The organism is Streptomyces lasalocidi, assembly GCF_005280215.1.
Lineage (GTDB): Bacteria > Actinomycetota > Actinomycetes > Streptomycetales > Streptomycetaceae > Streptomyces > Streptomyces longwoodensis.
The window spans coordinates 6,660,222-6,679,857 of sequence record NZ_SZNQ01000001.1 but is presented as its reverse complement, the minus strand read 5'-3'; the positions used below and the strand labels follow the sequence as shown (position 1 = coordinate 6,679,857).

15 protein-coding genes and 2 pseudogenes are annotated in these 19,636 nt (G+C 73.7%); 4 read left to right on the top strand and 13 right to left on the bottom strand.

Annotated elements, in window-relative coordinates; genetic code table 11:
* Positions 1–28 precede the first annotated feature (28 nt).
* On the top strand, positions 29–808 hold the full coding sequence (locus tag E4U91_RS30170) for a creatininase family protein (RefSeq protein ID WP_168218193.1): 780 nt from the start codon (positions 29–31) through the stop codon (positions 806–808).
* Positions 809–999: 191 nt separating this feature from the next.
* Here the strand turns inward: E4U91_RS30170 and E4U91_RS39240 are convergent.
* From E4U91_RS39240 to E4U91_RS30145, 5 genes and pseudogenes are all read right to left on the bottom strand, one after another.
* Positions 1,000–1,746: pseudogene (locus tag E4U91_RS39240) on the bottom strand (lysylphosphatidylglycerol synthase domain-containing protein); the annotation flags it as partial.
* Between the two features lie 173 nt (positions 1,747–1,919).
* On the bottom strand, positions 1,920–3,110 hold the full coding sequence (locus E4U91_RS30160) for a trans-aconitate methyltransferase (protein WP_137309730.1): 1,191 nt from the start codon (positions 3,108–3,110) through the stop codon (positions 1,920–1,922).
* The gene (locus E4U91_RS30155) at positions 3,107–4,291 is read right to left on the bottom strand and encodes a glycosyltransferase family 4 protein (protein ID WP_137309729.1); all 1,185 of its coding nucleotides are present in this window, start codon (positions 4,289–4,291) and stop codon (positions 3,107–3,109) included. The genes E4U91_RS30160 and E4U91_RS30155 overlap by 4 nt, the downstream gene beginning before the upstream one ends.
* Positions 4,288–4,686 (bottom strand): 6-pyruvoyl trahydropterin synthase family protein, encoded by a 399-nt coding sequence (locus E4U91_RS30150; RefSeq protein ID WP_137309728.1) that lies wholly within the window; start codon positions 4,684–4,686, stop codon positions 4,288–4,290. The genes E4U91_RS30155 and E4U91_RS30150 overlap by 4 nt, the downstream gene beginning before the upstream one ends.
* Before the next feature lie 140 nt (positions 4,687–4,826).
* Positions 4,827–5,807 carry a zinc-dependent alcohol dehydrogenase gene (locus E4U91_RS30145; protein ID WP_137309727.1) on the bottom strand — a complete coding sequence of 327 codons (981 nt, stop codon included), beginning with the start codon at positions 5,805–5,807 and terminating at the stop codon, positions 4,827–4,829.
* Between the two features lie 118 nt (positions 5,808–5,925).
* Here E4U91_RS30145 and E4U91_RS30140 point away from each other — a divergent pair, with 118 nt between their 5' ends.
* Complete coding sequence (locus E4U91_RS30140) at positions 5,926–6,693, top strand: CDP-alcohol phosphatidyltransferase family protein (protein WP_137309726.1); 768 nt, start codon at positions 5,926–5,928, stop codon at positions 6,691–6,693.
* Positions 6,694–6,715: 22 nt separating this feature from the next.
* Here E4U91_RS30140 and E4U91_RS30135 read toward each other — a convergent pair whose 3' ends face one another.
* Together E4U91_RS30135 and E4U91_RS30130 are read right to left on the bottom strand one after the other, a co-directional pair.
* On the bottom strand, positions 6,716–7,573 hold the full coding sequence (locus E4U91_RS30135) for an alpha/beta fold hydrolase (RefSeq protein ID WP_137309725.1): 858 nt from the start codon (positions 7,571–7,573) through the stop codon (positions 6,716–6,718).
* Between the two features lie 95 nt (positions 7,574–7,668).
* Complete coding sequence (locus tag E4U91_RS30130; RefSeq protein ID WP_137309724.1) at positions 7,669–8,067, bottom strand: hypothetical protein; 399 nt, start codon at positions 8,065–8,067, stop codon at positions 7,669–7,671.
* A gap of 238 nt (positions 8,068–8,305) precedes the next feature.
* On the opposite strand from E4U91_RS30130, the pseudogene E4U91_RS30125 reads away from it, so the two are divergent.
* Positions 8,306–8,437: pseudogene (locus tag E4U91_RS30125) on the top strand (deoxyxylulose-5-phosphate synthase); the annotation flags it as partial.
* A 27-nt stretch (positions 8,438–8,464) separates the two neighbouring features.
* Here the strand turns inward: E4U91_RS30125 and E4U91_RS30120 are convergent.
* The 5 genes from E4U91_RS30120 to E4U91_RS30100 form a co-directional block, all read right to left on the bottom strand.
* Positions 8,465–10,372: a discoidin domain-containing protein gene (locus E4U91_RS30120; RefSeq protein ID WP_137309723.1), complete on the bottom strand. Its 1,908-nt coding sequence runs from the start codon at positions 10,370–10,372 to the stop codon at positions 8,465–8,467.
* Between the two features lie 295 nt (positions 10,373–10,667).
* Positions 10,668–12,026, bottom strand: a complete 1,359-nt coding sequence (locus E4U91_RS30115; protein ID WP_137309722.1) for a GH1 family beta-glucosidase — start codon at positions 12,024–12,026, stop codon at positions 10,668–10,670.
* Between the two features lie 29 nt (positions 12,027–12,055).
* Positions 12,056–12,895 carry a carbohydrate ABC transporter permease gene (locus E4U91_RS30110; protein WP_137311071.1) on the bottom strand — a complete coding sequence of 280 codons (840 nt, stop codon included), beginning with the start codon at positions 12,893–12,895 and terminating at the stop codon, positions 12,056–12,058.
* 22 nt (positions 12,896–12,917) lie between these two features.
* Entirely contained in the window at positions 12,918–13,913 is a 996-nt protein-coding gene (locus E4U91_RS30105; protein WP_137309721.1) for a carbohydrate ABC transporter permease, read from the bottom strand.
* Between the two features lie 5 nt (positions 13,914–13,918).
* On the bottom strand, positions 13,919–15,235 hold the full coding sequence (locus E4U91_RS30100; protein ID WP_137309720.1) for an ABC transporter substrate-binding protein: 1,317 nt from the start codon (positions 15,233–15,235) through the stop codon (positions 13,919–13,921).
* Positions 15,236–15,494: 259 nt separating this feature from the next.
* Between E4U91_RS30100 and E4U91_RS30095 the strand changes: the two genes are divergently transcribed.
* Positions 15,495–17,303, top strand: a complete 1,809-nt coding sequence (locus tag E4U91_RS30095) for a coagulation factor 5/8 type domain-containing protein (RefSeq protein ID WP_137309719.1) — start codon at positions 15,495–15,497, stop codon at positions 17,301–17,303.
* A gap of 63 nt (positions 17,304–17,366) precedes the next feature.
* On the opposite strand, the gene fusA is transcribed toward E4U91_RS30095, so the two are convergent.
* Positions 17,367–19,427, bottom strand: coding sequence for an elongation factor G (gene fusA, locus E4U91_RS30090; protein WP_137309718.1), 2,061 nt, complete (start codon positions 19,425–19,427; stop codon positions 17,367–17,369).
* Positions 19,428–19,636: the final 209 nt, after the last annotated feature.

Below are 19,636 nucleotides of genomic sequence, written 5' to 3'. Positions count from 1 at the left end.
TAAGCGTCAGACGGAGGGCCGGGAAGAGATGAGTGGTTCGCGGATGCGGTCGGTGGCGTACGGTCCGCTGCCGGCGGACACCACCGAGGACGTACGGGCGCTCGGGGCGGGCGCGGCACCGCGGGTCGCGGTCCTGCCGGTCGGCAGCTTCGAGCAGCACGGCCCGTACCTGCCGCTCGCCACCGACACCCTCGTCGCCTGTGCCGTCGCCGGGGAGATCGCCGGAGCGTACCCGGTGCACCTCCTTCCGCCCGTGACCATCGCCTGCTCGCACGAGCACGCGGCCTGGCCGGGAACCGTCAGCATTTCCTCCGTGACCCTTCACGCGGTGGTACGGGACATCGCGGCGTCACTGCGCCGCTCGGGCGTCGAGGCCCTGGTGGTGGTCAACGGGCACGGCGGGAACTACGTGCTCGGCAACGTCGTCCAGGAGGCTTCCGCCCGCGGCGAGCGGATGGCGCTGTTCCCGGCCCCGGAGGACTGGGAGACGGCGTGCGGGCGGGCCGGGGTGGTCACGTCCCTGCTCACCGACATGCACGCCGGGGAGATCGAGACGTCGATCCTGCTGCACGCCCACCCGGACGTGGTCCGGCCCGGGTACGAATCCGCCGACTTCGTCGCGGACGACCGCCGCCACCTGCTCACCACGGGAATGTCCGCCTATACCGATTCGGGCGTCATCGGCCGTCCTTCCCTGGGGTCCGCGGACAAGGGGAAGGACATCCTGGCGAGCCTGGCGGATTCCTTCGGCGCGTACTTCTCGCTGCTGACCGAGGGAGCGGAGTCCGCGGGGGGCGAGCGCGGATAACGGGCCTCGGGGGCGGGGCCGGGAACCGGTACCGCAACGGCCTCGGGGGTCACCTCGTGCCGGGGTGCCGTCGTCGCGGCGGTCCGCGTCCGCAGGCCCGCGTACCAGCGGGCGGCCAGGACGACGGCGCCCGGCAGCGCGGCCACGAAGCTCAGCACGCCGTACACGACGGCCACCGACAGTCCGGTGCCCGCGCCGAGTCCGGCCGCGCCGAACGCCCAGGCGGTGACCCCCTCGCGGGGTCCGAACCCGCCGACGTTCAGCGGGACGCCCATCGCGAGCAGCGCGAGCACGGCCAGCGGCAGCAGCGACAGCACCGGAGCGCCGGACCCGGCGACCCGGGCCGCGACGACGAACACCGCCACGTGCCCGGCCAGTACGACCAGCGACGACAGCGCGACGCCCGGACCGTTGCGGCGGGACAGCAGGCCCTCGCGTGCCTCGGCGAGCGCCGCCCGCAGCCGATGGCCCCCGGTGGGCGCGGGCGCGGCACGGTTCATGCGCAGGGCGACCAGCACGGCGAGCGCGCCGACGCCGGCCAGGGCGGCGAGCGGGACGACGTGCCGTACGTCCGCCCTGACCGGTGACGGCACGGTCAGCAGCACCGCGGCGCCCACGACGGCGAGGGCGATCTGCCCCGCGGCGCGCTCCAGGACGACGGTGCGCACCCCGCGGCCCACGTCGCCCTCGCTCTGCCCGTGCCGCACGGCCCGGTGGACGTCGCCGAGGATGCCGCCGGGCAGGGCCGCGTTGAGGAACAGCGCCCGGTAGTAGTCGGCGACGGCCGCGCCGAGCGGCAGCCGGATCCGCAGCCCGCGCGCCACCAGCGCCCAGCGCCAGGCGCTGAACACCGTCGTCACGAGCCCAATGCCGAGCCCGAGGAGCAGGGCCGTCGCGTCGACGCGCTCCAGTCCGTCCAGGAGGACGCCGGTGCCCATGCGCCACAGCAGCACGGCCATGATGACGACACCGGTGACCGTGCCGAGGTGCCGCCGCAGGACGGGCAGTACGCGCGGGGCCGTCGGGCTCGCCCCCGCGGTCGCCTCCCGCACGTCCGTTGGGTGCGTCTGCGAAGTCGCCGCCGACGGCGTCGTGTTCCGCGTGGCCGCGGTCATCGGTGGCCGCCCGTCGGGCGGGGCAGGGCGAGGAGGTCGCTGTGGTGGACGGTGACGTGGAGGTCGCCCGCGGCGCACGCGGCCAGGCGGGCGGCGAGGTAGCGCTCGGCGCGGGCGGCGAGTTCGGGGCGTTGCTCCACGGCGGCGCCGACCCAGCCGCGCAGCCACTGCGCCGTCAGGGCCGCCTCGGCGGGGCCGAGCCGCCAGGGGCTCGGCTGGATCTTGACCGTGGCGCCCCGGTCGGCGAACGCCTCGGCGGCCACGGTGACCGCGTCCGGGCCGAGCAGCCCGTCCCGCCGCTGGTGCGCGTTGAACGCCGCGGCGATCTCCTCGTCCAGCGGGTCGGCCGGGGCCAGTTCGACGCGGCCGGCGACGGAGAGGGTGAGCAGGGCCGGGCAGCCGGCGCCCGCGCAGGCGGCGGCCAGGGTCCCGACCTCCTCGCGGGTGAGGACGTCCAGCAGGGCCGAGGCGGTCACCAGGGACGCGCCGGCCAGCGCGTCCGGGGTGAGCCGGGCGACGTCACCGCGCCGGGTCTCCACGGTGACCCGGCTGCCGTCGGCGGCGGCGCGCGGGGAGGCCACGGCGGCGAAGTGCAGCAGGTAGGGGTCGCGGTCGTGCAGCACCCAGTGCTGGGCGCCGTCCAGGCGCGGGGCGAGCCAGCGGCCCATCGAGCCGGTGCCGCAGCCCAGGTCGTGCACGACGGCCCCGCCGGTGCGGCCGGGCAGGTTGGCGAGCCGGATGCGCAGCGGGTCCAGCAGGTCCAGGGCGCGCGCGGACGCGTCGGCGCCCTCGCGCAGCTGGAGCCACTCGGGCGCGTAGCGCGGCGGCTCGTCGGGGCCGGTCTCGCGCAGCCGTACGGTGGGCTGTTCGGGGCCGACGGGTCCGGCCCCCGGGATCACGGACCCCGGGTCGGTGGGCCGGGCCGGTGCCGCCGCGGACCGCGGGTCCGTCGGTCCGGCCGGTGCCGCCGCCGTCCCGGGGCCGGTCCGCGCGTCCGACACCACCGTGGGCCCCGGGCCGGCCGGCCCGTCCGGCGTCACCGCGGGCCCCGGGTGCCTGTGGCCGTCCTGTGTCACCGCGTCCACCTCCGTCAGGTTCCCGGCGCCCCGCGGCCCGGGCTGCGACGGTATGCGCCCGCCTCCCGCTCGTCGCGCGAGGTCCGCCGGTGTCGCCGTCGTCCTCCTCATGCGGCCCTCCGGGGTTCGCCGGGGAGCCGGCCGAGGACGCCGGCCAGGCTGCGGGCGGTGGACGCCCAGCCGTTCAGGGCCGAGCGGCGGCCGCGGGCGGCGGCCTTGAGCCGGCGCCGTACATCGGGTTCGCCGAACCAGCCGCGCAGTTCCGCCGCCAGCGCCGCCGGGTCCTCCGGCGGGACCAGGATGCCGGGCACGCCCCCGTCGGGGGCCCGGCCGACCGCCTCGGGCAGCCCGCCGACGTCGGTGGCGAGCACGGGGATGCCGCGCGCCAGGGCCTCGGTGACGGCCATGCCGTACGTCTCGGCGTAGGAGGTGAGGACCATCAGGTCGGCGGACGCGTAGCTGGCGTCGAGGTCGGCGCCGGACCGGGGGCCCGCCAGGTGGAGCCGGTCGGCGAGACCGTGCTCGTCGATCAGCCGCCGCAGGTGGGCGACGTACTCCGGGTCCTGGTCGAGCCCGCCGACGCACACGCAGCTCCACGGAAGGTCGCGCACCGCGGCCAGCGCCTCGACCAGCCGGTGCTGTCCCTTGCGCGGGGTCACGGCGGCCACGCACAGCAGGCGGGAGACGCCGTCGGTGCCGGAGGCGAGGGGCGCGATGTCGGCGCCGGGGGCGGCGACGTGGACGCGGTCGGGGGCCAGGCCGTGGTGGGAGACGAGGCGGCGGACCGCCCAGTCGCTGGTGCCGACGACCGCGGTGACCGCGCGCAGGACGGTCCGCTCGCGGGCGTCGAGGTCGGCGGCGACCTCGGGCGCGAGGCCCGTCTCGTCGCCGAGGGGCAGGTGGACGAGGACCGCGAGGCGCAGCCGTGCGGCCTCGGGGACGACGACCTCCGGGACGCCGCAGGCGACCAGTCCGTCGAGCAGGACCGCGGTGCCGTCGGGCAGGTCGGCGAGCGTGCGGGCGAGCGCGGCCCGGGCGTCGGCGCCGGGGCGGGGCCAGTCGCCGTCCACGAGGTGGCCGCGCACCTGCCAGCCGAAGCCGGGCAGGTCCAGGCAGACGCGTCGGTCGTAGGCGTTGCCGCCGCTCGGCCGGGACGGGTCGGCGACGCCGCCCGGCATCACGAAGTGCACGGTGCGCAGGGACATGGGGATGATCCCCCCGTTCGTCGGGGCGGCGGCCTGGGCGGGGACGTGGTCCAGCCGCTTCGGCGCGCGCAGGGTCGTCTCGGTCACAGGGCACGCTCGTAACTCGCCCACGCGACGTGCGACTCGTGGAGCGTGACGCTCAGGCCCGCGACGCCCCGGGCGCCCTCGCCCAGCGCGCCCTGGTGGATGCGCTCGGCGAGCCGGTCCGCGATGACCTTGGCCAGGAACTCGGTGGACGTGTTGATCCCGGCGAAGTCGGGTTCGTCGTCGAGGTTGCGGTAGTTGAGCTCGCTGACGACCGCGCCGAGTTCCTGGGTGGCCAGGCCGATGTCGACGACGATGTTGTCGGCGTCCAGCTGTTCCCGGCGGAAGGTGGCGTCCACGAGGAACGTCGCTCCGTGCAGGCGCTGCGCGGGTCCGAAGACCTCACCGCGGAAGCTGTGGGCGATCATGATGTGATCGCGGACGGTGACACTGAACAACGGACGACCCTCCAGGTGCGGCGCGTCTGGTCCGCCGGCCATCACCGCCGGCGGATGCCGTGTAGTACGGCTCATCGCTTCCCCGTGTTCAGCCGCTCCGCACTCTTTTCTCAGGTCAGGCGGTGCGGCGTCGCCCGGGGTCAGTCGTCGGACGGGTAGCGCACGCGGTGGCAGAGCGCGGGGATCTCCCCCGAGGCCAGCTTCGGCAGGACCGCGGGCAGTTCCTCGAAGGCGGACTCGCCGGTGACGAGGGCGTCCAGCGCCGGGTCGGCGAGCAGGTCGAGGGCGAGGGCGAGCCGGTCGGCGTAGCTGCGGCGGGCGCGGGCCGGGGAGACGGTGCCGACCTGGCTGCTGCGCACGGTCAGCCGCCGCGAGTGGAAGGCCTCGCCGAGCGGCAGGCTCACCCTGCGGTCGCCGTACCAGCTCAGTTCGACGACGGTGCCCTCGGCGGCGAGCAGCTCCAGCGAGCGGGTCAGGCCCTGTTCGGTGGCGCTGGCGTGGACGACGAGGTCGCAGTCACCGCGCGCGTCCCCGGGCAGGGCGAAGTCCACGCCGAGGGCCTCGGCGGTCTTCGCGCGGGACGGGTCGGCGTCCACCAACTGCGTGCGCACACCGGGGAAGCGGGCGAGCAGCGCGGCCACCGAGCAGCCGACCATGCCGCCGCCGACCACCGCGATCCGGTCGCCGACCAGCGGGGCCGCGTCCCAGAGCGCGTTCACCGCGGTCTCCACGGTGCCGGCCAGTACGGCCCGTGCGGCGGGCACGGCGTCCGGTACGACGGTGACGGCCTCGGCGGGGACGACGTACCGCGTCTGGTGCGGGTACAGGCAGAACACCGTGCGCCCGACGAGGGCGGCGGGCCCCTCCTCGACGACGCCGACGCTGAGGTAGCCGTACTTCACCGGGCCGGGGAAGTCGCCCTCCTGGAAGGGCGCCCGCATCACGGAGCGCTGGTTCTCGGGCACCCCGCCGCGGAAGACGAGGGTCTCGGTGCCGCGGCTGACCCCCGAGTACAGGGCGCGCACCAGCACCTCGCCCTCACCGGGTGCGGCGACCGGGGTGTCGCGGATCTCCCCCTCGCCCGGACCGGCGACCCAGAACGCGCGTGCGCTGCGCTTCATCCACGTCCTCCTGAACGATCTCCTGAACGATCGGCGACGTCTCCACGTACCGAGGTGTGCACAGGCCGCGCACAGTACGCGGCGCTGATCGACTTGTCACACGGCCGGAGGGTGTGCGGTGGCCCTGAACAACACGTACGACGCGAGGCTGGTCCAGCAGGAGACCGCTGTGGGAGCGGGCGCGCAGATCCTGTTGCTGGCCCTGCTCGGCTCGGCGACCGGCCTGGGAATCGCCGGCTGGCTGGCCGGGCTGGCCTTCGCGGTCGCCGGCTGGGCGGTGCTCTCGCGGGCGCTGCACCGTTCCCGGCTGCGCTCCTTCGGCCCCGCCAACCGGGTCACCCTCGGCCGGGCCACCCTGGTCGGCGGGGTGACGGCGCTGGTCGCGGACTCCTTCGCGGGCCGCCCGCCGGTGGCGCTGCTGGTGGTCCTCACCGCGGTGGCGCTGGTCCTCGACGGCGTCGACGGCAAGGTCGCGCGCCGCACCGGCACCTCGACGGCGCTGGGCGCCCGCTTCGACATGGAGGTGGACGCGTTCCTGATCCTGGTGCTCAGCGTGTACGTCTCCACGCAGTTGGGCCCGTGGGTGCTGCTGATCGGCGGGATGCGGTACGCGTTCGTCGCCGCGGCGCGGCTCGCGCCCTGGCTGAACGCGCCGCTGCCCCCGTCCGTGGCCCGCAAGACGGTCGCCGCGCTCCAGGGCATCTGCCTGCTGCTGGCCGGCTCCGAACTGCTGCCCCACCTCGCGGACTTCGGGATCGTGCTGCTCGCCCTGGGCTCCCTGCTCTGGTCGTTCGGCCGGGACGTGCTGTGGCTGTGGCGCACCTCGCGGGTGGCGCGGCGGGTGCCGGTGGCACGGATGCGCGAACTGGTGCCGGCCGGACGCTGAGGACGGGCGGCCGTCGGCCGCCTCAGGCGAGGAAGCGCTCGACGGTCGCGACGAACGCCGCCGGATCGTCCAGCCACGGGTGGTGGGACGCCCCGGCCTGTACGACCAGTTCGGCCGCGGGGAACAGCCCGGCGACCTCGGCCATGGCAGCGGGCGGCGCGGCGACGTCGGTCTCCCCGGCCAGGACCAGGACGGGCGCGGTGCAGCGGGCGAGCGCGGCGCGGGTCACGTCCGGCGCGAAGGCACCCTCACCGGCGAAGACGGGGATCGCGTCGTGGTTCTTCTCCACGGCGTCGGCGGCCTGCAGGGCCTGCGCGGCCTCGTCCCAACGGCCGTACCAGAAGGGGTTGATGACCTCCCACGCCTCAGGGGTCGCCCGCCCCTGGGTGATGCCCTCCAGCGCGCCGTGGGCCACGTCGAACCAGGGCTCGTCCTTGCGCAGCCGGGCGGCGGCGAGCCGGTCCTCCGGTGCGATGTCGACACCGACCGCCATGACACTGGGCGTCACCAGCACGAGCCGCGCGACCCGCCCGGGGTGCCGTTCGAGGTAGCGCAGGGCGAGGTTGGCCCCGGCGGAGTGCCCCAGCAGGTCGACCCGTTCGGCGCCGAGCGCCCCGCGCAGCGCCTCCACGTCATCCACGAGCCGGTCGCACCGGTACGACGACGCGTCCCGGGGGCGCTCCGACCCGCCCGTCCCCCGCAGGTCGAGCCGCACGAGCGGTCGCCGCGCGGCCAGTCCTCCGAGGTCGCCGAGGTAGGAGGAGGCCCGCATGGGCCCGCCGGGGAGGCAGACGAGCGGCGGCGCGTCCGCTCCCTCCCCCGCGTCTCCCAGGAGGTGGTAGGCGAGCCGGGTGCCGTCGGGGGCGGTGAAGGTGGGCATGGGGGCAGCGTGGCAGCGGCGGCCGCCGGACGCCAACCGGTTTCCGTACGGCCGCCGTCGGGCCGGAGGTCACCGGCTGACGCCGGGCCTGCCGCTCAGAGGCCGGCGCGTGCGAGCAGCAGGGGCAGGGCGGCCGGCTTCACCTTCTGTACCGAGCGGACCTGGCCCAGGCCGAGTTCGTCGCGGCCCACCGGGGTGCGGTACAGCGCCTGCGTCCCCTCGGCGAGCAGCGTCACCGGGACCAGGTAGGAGACGTCGGGGTCGTCGGGGTCCGCCCGCGGCTCCTCGTCGACCTCGCCCACGGCGGCGATCGCCGCGTCGGGGCTGGTGAAGAAGAACCAGACGCGGTCCCCGGGCACCATGCGGTTGCGCCGGCTGAGCCAGAACTCCGCCTCCGGATCCTCCAGCGCGAGCTTGAGGATCTTCTCCTTGTCACACGGCTCCTGGTCCAGGACGTCCCTGTGCGGGTTGAGGATGTAGATCCAGTCCGCCACGGTTTCCCCCTAGATCAGGACCACTTCGACCAGGACATGCGCCGCACGGCGCACCAACGCACAGTGCGGCGGCCCATGTTGCCAGGCCGACGCCCCTCGTGCGTACACATTTTCGCGCACGGCTCCTGACGGCGCCGCTCCGGGGTGCACCCCGCCGCTTCCGCTTCCCCGTCCGTCCGTCCCAGGGGCGGACGGACGGGTGATCCCCTGGCTCACCGCCGAGGCCCCCGCCTACCCCTTCCACAAGAGCTGCTGCGGTGGCCCCGGGTACCGCCCGCGCACCCTGCGGGAGGTGCGCGAGCGGTTGGCGTACGCCCGGCGGACGGGGGAGCCCTACGGGCGGGCGCTCACCCGTCCCGAGGTGCCCTGAGGGCCCGGAGACACTCGCGGGTGCCGGTCACCGCTTCTGTTCCACCCGCACCCAGTCCACCTCGGCCTGCACTCCCCCGCCCGCGATGCGGTCCACGCTGGACTGGGGCAGGCCCCAGTACGGGGTGGTGGCCTTGTTCCAGCCGGCCGGGTAGGCGCCGCCGAGGGCGAGGTTGAGGATGACGTACTGGTTGTGGTCGTAGACCCACTGGCCGCGGGTCGATTCCAGCACCGTGCGGGAGGTCTCCTGGACCAGGCGGTCGTCGACGTAGAAGCGCAGGGCCGTCGGGGTCCACTCCACCGCGTAGGTGTGCCACTGGTCGGCGCGGCCGCCGTTCGGGTAGGTCTGGCGGGCGCCGATGTTGCCGTCGGCGGAGTAGCCGGGGCCGTGCAGGGCGCTGCTGGTCCAGTCGGCGTAGCCGATGTTCTCCATGATGTCGGTCTCGCCGGAGGCGGGCCAGGACACCGACGGGTCGTCGACGTTGGAGCCGAGGAGCCAGAACGCGGGCCAGAAGCCGTCGCCGACCGGGAGCTTCATGCGCGCGCTCACCCGGCCGTAGGTGAAGTCGAACTTGGTGTGGGTGTCGATGCGGCCGGAGGTGAAGTCGTAGGTGCCGCCGCCCGCCTGGGTGCAGCCCTTGCAGTACTTGGCGCGCAGGATCAGGCTGCCGTTCTCCGTGCGGATGGTGTCCGGGGAGTCGACGTACGCCTGGGACTCGCCGTTGACCGGGCCCATTTCGGTGCCGGTGCGTACCACGCGCCACTTGGAGCGGTCGAGCGAGCCGGTCGTGAAGTCGTCGAAGAACGTGGTCTGGTAGGTGCCCTGCTGCTCGCCGGGCAGGGCCGGGTAGGCCGCCGCCGCGCTGCCGCCGGTGCCCCAGACCTGGAACTCGTAGAGCGAGTAGCCGAACTGGGCCGTCGCGGGCGCCGGGTTGTAGAACGAGCGGCGTTCCTTGCCGAGCATGCGGACGTAGCGGCCGGTGGCGGGTGACGGCAGGCGGACCGTGTCGTGCCGGCCGACCGCGTCCCCGGGGGACTTCACGTCGGCGCGGCGGGCGGCGACCTCGGACGCCGAGGGCTGGTACACCGTGCGCCAGGTGCGGTTGTCGTCGGAGACCTGGAGCTGGTAGTCGACGGCGTAGGCCGCTTCCCAGTAAAGGTCGACCGTGTCGATCGTCGAGGCCGCGCCCAGGTCGACCGAGACCCAGCGGTCCGCGTTCCAGTCGCTCGACCAACGGCTCGCGTCGTCCTTGAGGTTGGCCGGCCAGCCGCCGTCGGTGACGAACGCCGGGGAGACGCCCGCATGTTGGTAGAGGTTGGAGTAGGCGGGGTGGTTCAGGGCGAGGTTGGCGCGGGTCGTGGAGGCCGGGGCGGGCTCGCCGCCGTAGACCCGGAAGGACCACAGCGAGTAGCCGTAGGGCGTGGCGCGCTGGACGCCGCGCAGGCGGACGTAGCGGCCCGTCACGTCCTGCGGGTAGGTGTGGGCGGTCACCGTGCCGCCGGTGCCCGCGGTCTCGGTGTAGAACGGCGTCCAGTCCGTGCCGTTCTTCGAGACCTCCAGGACGTAGCGCTTGCCGTAGGCGGCCTCCCAGTCCAGGACCACCCGGTCGACGCGGATCGTCGTGCCGAGGTCCAGGCGGATCCAGGCGTCGTCGGCGAAGTTGCTGGACCAGCGGGTGGAGGCGTTGCCGTCGAAGGCGAGGCCGGGGGCGGTACCGGCGTTCTCGCTGCCGGAGGCGGTGACGGCCGCGGGGGTGGCGGCGTAGGCGGCGGCCGCGCGGTCGGTGTCCCAGGTGGCCGCGGCGGCGGTGGGCGCGGCGGCGGCCGGGGTGGTCAGGGCGGGGCCCGCGGCGAGCAGGGTGAGGGCGGCCAGGGCGGTCAGGAGGACGCGCGGGGTGCGTGGCGCGCGGGGGGTGCAGGGGATGCGGGTGGTCATGCGGCTCTCCTCTGGGTGGGGTGAGGCACAGCAAGCAAGTGACGCGTTCATGACATGCAAGGGGTGGTGCGGGGAGGGAGGGAGAGGTGTGCGGGGGTCCCTGGGGACGGACCCCCGCACGGGTCGTGGTGGGTGCCGGATCCCGTACCGGCGCCCACCACGACCGTGGCCCGGACGGCTGTCACCGTCCGGCCGCCGGGCTCGGGCGGTCGTCCACCGCCCGGTCGGCCGGGCTCGAGCGGCCCTCACCGCCCGGTCGGCCGGACGCGACCGGGTGTCACCGCCCGGCCAGGGCCTACGCGGCCTTCGCCGCCCGGTCCCGGTGGCTGCGGATGATGTCGGCGTACCGGTGGCCCGTGCCCTTGATCGTGCGGGCCTGGGTGCGGTAGTCGACGTGGACCAGGCCGAAGCGCTTGTCGTAGCCGTACGCCCATTCGAAGTTGTCCAGCAGCGACCAGGCGAAGTAGCCGGCCAGCGGGGCACCCCGGCGGGCCGCCGACGCGCACGCGGCCAGGTGGCCGACCAGGTACTCCTGGCGCTCGGGGTCGTCGATCGTGCCGTCGGGGCGGACGACGTCCGGGTACGCCGAGCCGTTCTCGGTGACGTACAGCCGGCGCGCGCCGTAGTCGTCGGTCAGGCGCATCAGCAGCGTCTCGATGCCGCTCGCGTCCACCTCCCAGTCCATGCCGGTGCGCGGGACGCCGGAGCGGCGCACGGAACGGACGTACGGGGCCGGGCCGTCGGGGTCGTCGGCGACCGTCTGCGGGAAGTAGTAGTTCAGGCCCAGCCAGTCCAGCGGCGCGGCCATGGTCTCCAGGTCGCCCGGCTGCTCGGGGAGGTCCACGCCGTACAACTCGCGCATGTCGGCCGGGAAGCCGCGGCCGTGCACCGGGTCGAGCCACCAGCGGTTGGTGTGGCCGTCCATGCGGTGCGCGGCGGCGACGTCCTCGGGACGGTCGGAGGCGGCGTGGACGGTGGAGAGGTTGTTGACGATGCCGACCTCGGCGTCCGGGACCGCCGCGCGCAGCGCCTGCGCGGCGAGGCCGTGGCCCAGCAGCAGGTGGTACGAGGCGCGCACGGCCGCCGTGAGGTCGGTCAGGCCGGGGGCCATCAGGCCTTCGAGGTGGCCGATCCAGGCGGAGCACAGGGGCTCGTTGAGCGTGGCCCAGTGGCTCACGCGGTCGCCCAGCCGCTCGGCGACGACGGCGGCGTACGCCGCGAAGTGCTCGGCGGTGTCCCGCTCGGGCCAGCCGCCGCGGTCCTGGAGTGCCTGCGGGAGGTCCCAGTGGTAGAGCGTGACGGACGGGGTGATGCCCGCCGCGAGCAGCCCGTCGACCAACTGGTCGTAGAAGTCCAGGCCCTTGGGGTTGGGCGGGCCGTCGCCGCCGGGCACCACCCGCGGCCAGGCGACCGACAGCCGGTAGGCGTTGGCGCCCAGCCGGCGCATCAGCGCGATGTCCTCGCGCCAGCGGTGGTAGTGGTCGCAGGCCACGTCGCCGTGGTCGCCGCCCGCGGTCTTGCCCGGGGTGTGCGAGAAGGTGTCCCAGATCGACGGCGCACGGCCGTCCTCGGCCACGGCCCCCTCGATCTGGTACGCCGATGTGGCCGTGCCCCACAGGAAGTCGTGCGGGAGTGCGTCGAGGTCGATGGTCACGGGAGTCCCTTCACAGCGAGGAGAGTCGGTCACTTCACGGCTCCGGCCGTCAGCCCGGCGACGAGGTAGCGCTGGAGCAGCAGGAAGCCGGCGACCACGGGCACGCTCACCACGAGCGAGGCGGCCATGATCTGGTTCCAGTACACGTCGTTGAGCGTGGAGTAGCCCTGGAGGCCGACCGCGAGGGTGCGGGTGGTGTCGTTGGTCATGACGGAGGCGAAGAGCACTTCGCCCCAGGCGGTCATGAAGGCGTAGACGGCGACGGCGACGATGCCGGGGATCGCGGCCGGCACGACGATGCGGAACAGCGCGCCGAGCGGCCCGCAGCCGTCCACCAGCGCCGCCTCGTCCAGGTCGCGCGGCACCGAGTCGAAGTACCCGATCAGCATCCAGATGGAGAACGGCAGCGAGAAGGTCAGGTACGTGAGGATCAGTCCGCCGCGCGAGCCGAACAGCGCGATGCCGGTGGCGTTGCCGATGTTGACGTAGAGGAGGAACAGCGGGAGGAGGAAGAGGATGCCGGGGAACATCTGCGTCGACAGCACGGTGACCGTGAAGACCCGCTTGCCGCGGAACTGGTAGCGGCTCACCGCGTAGGCGCTGAAGACGGCGATGACGACGGAGCACACGGTCGCCGCGCCCGCCACGATCAGCGAGTTGACGAAGTACCGCGCCAGCGGGACCGTCGACCAGATGTCGATGTACGGGCGGATGGTCAGGCTGCTCGGCAGCCAGCGGAACCGGCCGGTCACGTCGGCGAGCGGCTTGAGCGAGCTGGAGACCATCACGTACACCGGCACCAGGACGAAGCCGGTGAGCAGCGTGAGGAAGATCCGCCGCGACCAGAGGAACGAACGCGGCAAGGCCATCGGGGACTTGGCCACGGGCGGGCTAGACATCGGCGGCCCTCCGTCCGCGCGAGGTGACGGCGAGGTAGACGCCCGTCACGAGGAGCAGGAACAGCAGGAGCAGCACGGACATCGCCGAGCCGGTGCCGAAGTTCCAGGTGACGAAGGACGCCTGGTAGATGTGGACCGAGATGAGGTCCGCGGCCTCCGGGGCGGCCTTGCCGAACAGCACGTACGGCGTGTTGAAGTCGTTGAACGTCCACAGGAACAGCACGAGCACCAGGACCTGGTTGACCGGGCGCAGCGAGGGCAGGGTGATCCGGCGGATCTGCTGCCACACCCCGGCGCCGTCCAGCGCCGCGGCCTCGTACAGCTCGCGGGGGATGTTCTGCAGGCCGGCCATGACGATGAGGAAGGCGAACGGCCAGCCCTTCCACACCGAGACGGTCAGCAGCGCCCAGAAGCTGTTGTCGCCGATCAGCCAGAAGGACGGCTTGTCGGTGAGGTGCAGCTGGTCGTGCAGGACGTGGTTCACCAGCCCGTTGTCGTGCTGGAACATGAACACCCAGGTGATGACGGCCGCGTAGACCGGCAGCGCGTAGGGCACCAGGAACAGCGCGCGCAGCAGGCCGCGGCCGCGGAAGGTGTCCTGCATGAAGATCGCGGCGGCCGTGCCGATCAGCCAGCACAGGCCGACCGAGAGCAGGGTGAAGCCGACGGTGACGAAGAAGGAGTGGAGCAGCGCCTCCCCGACGGGGGCGTCGAAGTCCACCGACATGCGGTAGTTGTCGAAGCCGGACCAGGGCGCGGTGCCCCAGTCGCGGATGTAGAACTGGGTGAGTTCCTTGAAGCTCATCACGATGCCGATGACCATCGGCACCAGGTGGACGAGGAGTTCGAGGATCAGGGCGGGCAGCAGGAGCAGGTAGGGCAGTCCGATGCGGCGGATCCGCCCGGTGCGGCGGCGGGGGCCGCTCGCCGCACCGGGGGAGCTCTTGCGCACGGGGTGCTCGACCGCCTCCGGGGTGGTGGTGGTCATCGTGCTCACTTCGTCGGCATCTGCTGCTGGGCCTTCTGGAGCTTGGCCTTGACCGACTCCGTAGTCACCGTCCGGCCGGCGGCGACGTCGGCGAACAGCTCCTTGACGGCCGTGCCGACCGCGGTCTCGAACTGCGACTCGTCGGCGACCTGGGGAAGGGGCGCGGCGCTCTGCGCGAGGGTGTTCTTCAGCACCGCGTTGGCCTGGTTGTTGAAGGCGGCGTCCGCCTGGGCGCCCTTGACCGGCGGGATGGAGCTGTAGGCGGTGTTGAGGATCTTCTGCTCGGCGTCGCTGGTCATGAACTTCACGAACTTCGTGGCGCCGTCGAGGTTGCCGCTGTTCTTGAACACGGCGAGGTTGATGCCGGCGACCATGGAGTTGACCTGGGTGCCGGTGCCGGGGGTGCCGGACTGCACGGGGACGGGCGCGATGCCGTAGTCGGACTCGCTCAGGCCCTGCGACTTGAGGTTGGCGGCGGCGGACTGCCACAGCAGCATCGCGGTCTTGCCCTTGGCGAAGTCGCTGACCGACTGGTTCTGCGCGTACTCGGCGTTGCCCTTCGGGATGGCCTTGTCCTTGGCCATCAGGTCCACGTACTGCTTGACGCCCGCGACGGCGGCGTCGGAGGTGAAGTCGGGCTTGCCCTCGGGGGTGAAGAAGTCGGCGCCGTGCTGCTTGGCGAAGACGAAGACGTGGTGGATGTTCTCCGACACGTTCGCGCCCTCGGCGCCGATCACCTGCTTGCCCTTGGCCTGGATCTTCTTGCCGTCGGCGACCAGCTCGGACCAGGTGGCCGGGGGCTGGGTGATGCCCGCGTCGGCGAAGATCTGCTTGTTGTAGTAGAGGGCGTAGGCCATCGAGTACAGCGGGACGGCGGCCGGGTCCTTGCCCTGGGCGCCGGTGGAGCCGAGCGCGGAGTCCACGAAGCGGTCCTTGCCGCCGATCTTGGCGAAGTTGGCGGCGTCCCAGGGCAGCAGCGCGCCGGTCGCCTGCAGCGAGGCGGACCAGGTGTTGCCGATGTTCAGCACGTCCGGGCCCTGGCCGGAGGTGGTGGCGGTGAGGATCCGGTTGAGCAGGTCGGACCAGGGGACGACCTCCAGCTTGACCTTGATGCCGGTCTGCTTCTGGAACTTGTCGAGCTCCGGCTGGAGGACCTTCTTGTCGATCTCGATGCTGGCGCCCTGGTTGGAGGCCCAGTAGGTCAGCGTCTTGGGGTTGCTGTCGGATCCGCCCCCGTTCGACGATCCTCCTCCGCAGGCCGAGGCGGCGAGCGCGAGGGACAGGGTGACGGCGCCTATGGCCGCGGCTCGGATGGTGCGCATGGCTGGTGGTGTCCCTTCCCGGGGTCCCGTCATGGCTTAATTTAGGACGTGAGTTAAACCCCCGGAAGCAGAAGCGTCAAGGGTTTGGGCAGCAGGAGAGGAAGTCGTGACCCACATCTTGACGTGTCCGTTCACGCAGTGAAGCATCAGCGGCCGAGAGAGCGCTCTCAAGACCCTGTCCCCTTCTGTTCCCGAAGGTTCCCCGCACCTTTGGTTCCTGAAGGTTCCTGTTTCGTTCCCCGACCAGGAGAGCCGCCCCATGCCCGCTGTTCCCCCGCAGTCCCCCGACGCCGGCCGGCCCGCCGCCGGACGGCGCGCCCTCGGCCGCAGGACCGTGCTCGGCGCCGCCGCGGCGTCCGTGCCGGCCCTCGCCGCCCTGTCCACGCCGGCGGCGGCCACCCCCGCCCGCGCCTCCCGCCCGCTGCGCGGCGGCGGTGACCTCGGGCCGAACGTCCTGGTCTTCGACCCCTCGACGCCCGGCATCCAGGACCGCCTGGACGCGGTGTTCGCCGAGCAGGAGTCGGCGCAGTTCGGCACCGGCCGCTACGCGCTGCTGTTCAAGCCGGGCACCTACCAGGGCCTCACCGCCCGCCTCGGCTTCTACACCTCGATCGCGGGCCTCGGACTCTCCCCCGACGACACGACCATCAACGGGGACGTGACGGTCGACGCCGGGTGGTTCGGCGGCAACGCCACGCAGAACTTCTGGCGCTCGGCGGAGAACCTCGCGCTGGTCCCGGCCGACGGCACCAACCGGTGGGCGGTCGCCCAGGCGGCCCCGTTCCGCCGCATGCACGTGCGCGGCGGCCTCAACCTGGCGCCGAGCGGCTACGGCTGGGCGAGCGGCGGCTACATCGCGGACAGCCGCATCGAGGGCCAGGTCGGCCCGTACTCCCAGCAGCAGTGGTACACCCGGGACAGCGCGATCGGCAGCTGGCTCAACGGCGTGTGGAACATGGTCTTCTCGGGCGTCGAGGGGGCGCCCGCGCAGGGCTTCCCGAACCCGCCGTACACCACGCTCCAGACCACGCCCGTCTCCCGGGAGAAGCCGTTCCTGTACGTCGGCCGCGACGGGTACCGGGTCTTCCTGCCCGCCCTGCGCCGCAACGCGCGCGGGGTCTCCTGGGGCCACGGCACCCCGCGCGGCACGTCCCTGCCGCTGTCCCGCTTCTACGTCGCCCGCCCCGGCGACGACGCGGCCACGCTGAACCGGGCGCTCGCCCAGGGACTGCACCTGCTGCTGACGCCGGGCATCTACCGCCTGGACCGGCCGATCCGGGTGAACCGGCCCGACACCGTGGTGCTGGGCCTCGGTTACGCGACCCTGATCCCGGACCACGGCGCCACGGCGCTGAAGGTGGCCGACGTCGACGGCGTCCGGCTGGCCGGCTTCCTGATCGACGCCGGACCCGTCACCTCCGACACCCTGCTGGAGGTCGGGCCGAAGGGCGCCCACCGGGACCACTCCGCCAACCCGACCACCGTGCAGGACGTGTTCGTGCGGATCGGCGGTGCGGGCCCCGGCCGGGCCACCACCAGCATGGTGATCAACAGCCGGCACACCATCGTCGACCACACCTGGGTCTGGCGGGCCGACCACGGCGAGGGCGTCGGCTGGGAGACCAACCGCGCCGACTACGGCGTGGTCGTCCACGGCGACGACGTGCTGTGCACGGGCCTGTTCGTCGAGCACTTCAACAAGTACGACGTCCAGTGGTACGGCGAGCGCGGACGCACGATCTTCTTCCAGAACGAGAAGGCGTACGACGCCCCGAACCAGGCCGCGATCCAGAACGGCGCGGTCAACGGCTACGCCGCCTACAAGGTCGGCGACCACGTCCGCACCCACGAGGCGTGGGGGCTGGGCAGCTACTGCTTCTACAACGTCGACCCGACGATCGTGCAGCACCACGGCTTCGCCGCGCCCGAGCGGCCCGGCGTGAAGTTCCACGACCTGCTGGTGATCTCCCTGGGCGGCCAGGGCCAGTACGCGCACGTCATCAACGACACCGGGGCGCCCACCTCGGGCACCTCGACCGTGCCGTCCACGGTGGTGTCGTACCCGTGAGGCGGGGTCGCGCCCCGCACGCGAGCGCGTGCGGGGCGCGACGTCGCCCTCGGCGCCCGTCGCCTACCGGCCGGCCGGCACCGCGGGGGCCGGGGCGTACCCGGTGGGCCGGGCCGTGAACGTGCCCCGGCCCTGGGTGCGGCCGCGCAACCGGGCGGCGTAGCCGAACAGTTCGGCCAGCGGCACGGTCGCGGTGACCACCGCGGCGCCGGCCCGCACCACCGAGCCGGTGACCCGGCCGCGCCGGGCCGCCAGGTCGCCGAGGACCGCGCCGACGGCGTCCTCGGGCACGGTGACCGTGACCTCGGCGACCGGCTCCAGCAGGACCATCGCGCAGGAGCGCAGGGCCTGTCGGAGCCCGAAGCGGCCCGCCGCGCGGAACGCGGTGTCCGAGGAGTCCTTCACGTGGGTCGCCCCGTCGGTGAGGGTGACCCGCAGCCCGGTGACCCGGTGGCCGCCGAGCGGCCCCTCGGCGAGGGCGTCCCGGCAGCCGGCCTCCACGGCACGGACGTACTCCTGCGGCACCCGTCCGCCGACCACGGCGCTGCGGAAGGCGAACTCCTCCTCCCACGGCTCCACATCGAGCACCACGTGCGCGAACTGACCGGCCCCGCCGTCCTGTTTGACGTGCCGGTACGTCACCCCGGTCACCCCGCGCCCGACCGTCTCCCGGTACGTGACCCGCGGCCGGCCGACGGCGACCTCCAGCCCGAGGGTGCGGCGCACCTTCTCCACCGCCACCTCCAGGTGCAGCTCCCCCATGCCGGACAGGACCGTCTGCCCGGTCTCGTCGTCGGTGCGCACCACCAGCGAGGGGTCCTCCTCGGTGAGCCGGGCGAGCGCGGGCGCCAGCCGGCCGGCGTCGGCCCGGCGGCGCGCCTCCACGGCCACCGACACGACCGGCTCGGCGACCCCGGGCGGTTCCAGCACGACCGGGGCGTCCGGCGCGCACAGGGTGGTCCCCGCACGCGCCGACCGCAGCCCGACGACGGCCACGATGTCCCCGGCCACCGCCCGCTCCAGCGGGACGTGCCGGTCGGCCTGGACCCGCAGGACGCGGCCGACGCGCTCGGTGCGGCGGGCGGTCGGGTCCCACACGGTGTCTCCCTTCTCCAGCGTGCCCGCGTACACGCGCAGGTAGGTCAGGCGGCCCGTCGGGGTGGCGTTCACCTTGAAGGCGAGCGCGGCGAACGGGGCGCCGGGGTCGGCCGGCCGCCGCTCCTCGGCGCCGTCGTGACGGCCCCGCACGGGCGGTACGTCCTGGGGCGACGGCAGGTAGGCGACCACGGCGTCCAGCAGCAGCTCCACGCCGCGGTCGCGGTAGGCGGAGCCGCACAGCACGACCACGCCGTCCCCGCTGCGGGTGAGGTCCCGCAGGGCGCCCGTGAGCGTCGCGGCGGAGAGCGTCTCCCGGTCGCAGAACTCCTCCAGCGCCGCCGGATGGCGTTCGGCGACGCTCTCCTCCAGCAGGCGGCGCCTGCGCAGCGCCTCCTCCCGCAGCGCGTCCGGCACGGGACCCTCGGTCGCCGAAGCGTCGCCCCCGGCGCGGACCAGGGCGCGCATCCGCACGAGGTCCACGACGCCGACGAAGCCCTCCTCCGCCCCGATCGGCAGGTGCACGACCAGCGGGGCCGGGTGCAGCCGTTCCCGCAGGGAGGCGACGGCCGCGTCGAGGTCGGCGCCCGCCCGGTCCATCTTGTTGACGAACGCGATCCTGGGCACGCCGTGCCGGTCGGCCTGCCGCCACACGGACTCGCTCTGCGGTTCCACGCCCGCGACCGCGTCGAACACCGCCACGGCGCCGTCGAGCACCCGCAGCGCGCGCTCCACCTCGTCGGCGAAGTCGACATGCCCCGGGGTGTCGATCAGGTTGATGCGGTGTCCGGCCCAGTCGCAGCTCACCGCGGCGGCGAAGATGGTGATGCCGCGGTCGCGCTCCTGCGGGTCGAAGTCGGTGACGGTGGTGCCGTCGTGGACCTCGCCACGCCGGTGCGTGGTGCCGGTGGCGAACAGGATCCGCTCGGTGAGGGTGGTCTTGCCGGCGTCGACGTGGGCGAGGATGCCCAGGTTGCGGACGGCGGACAGGCGGGTGGACGGGGTGGTGGGCAGGGCGGGAGTGCGCATGGCCCTCGGCCTTTCGGGGTGATCCGGGAGTACGGGCTGCGCGATGCGCCCCGGCGCAACCACCCCGAGCCGTGCGGCGGACGCCGACACACCGGACGTCCGGCCTGCTCACGTCGGTTCGCGGCAGGCCCCGTTCGGGGGCTGGGGGTACGTCAGGGCATCCGGTGCCGGCCGCGCCGCGGGCACCGGACGGCCCAGGACACGAGGAT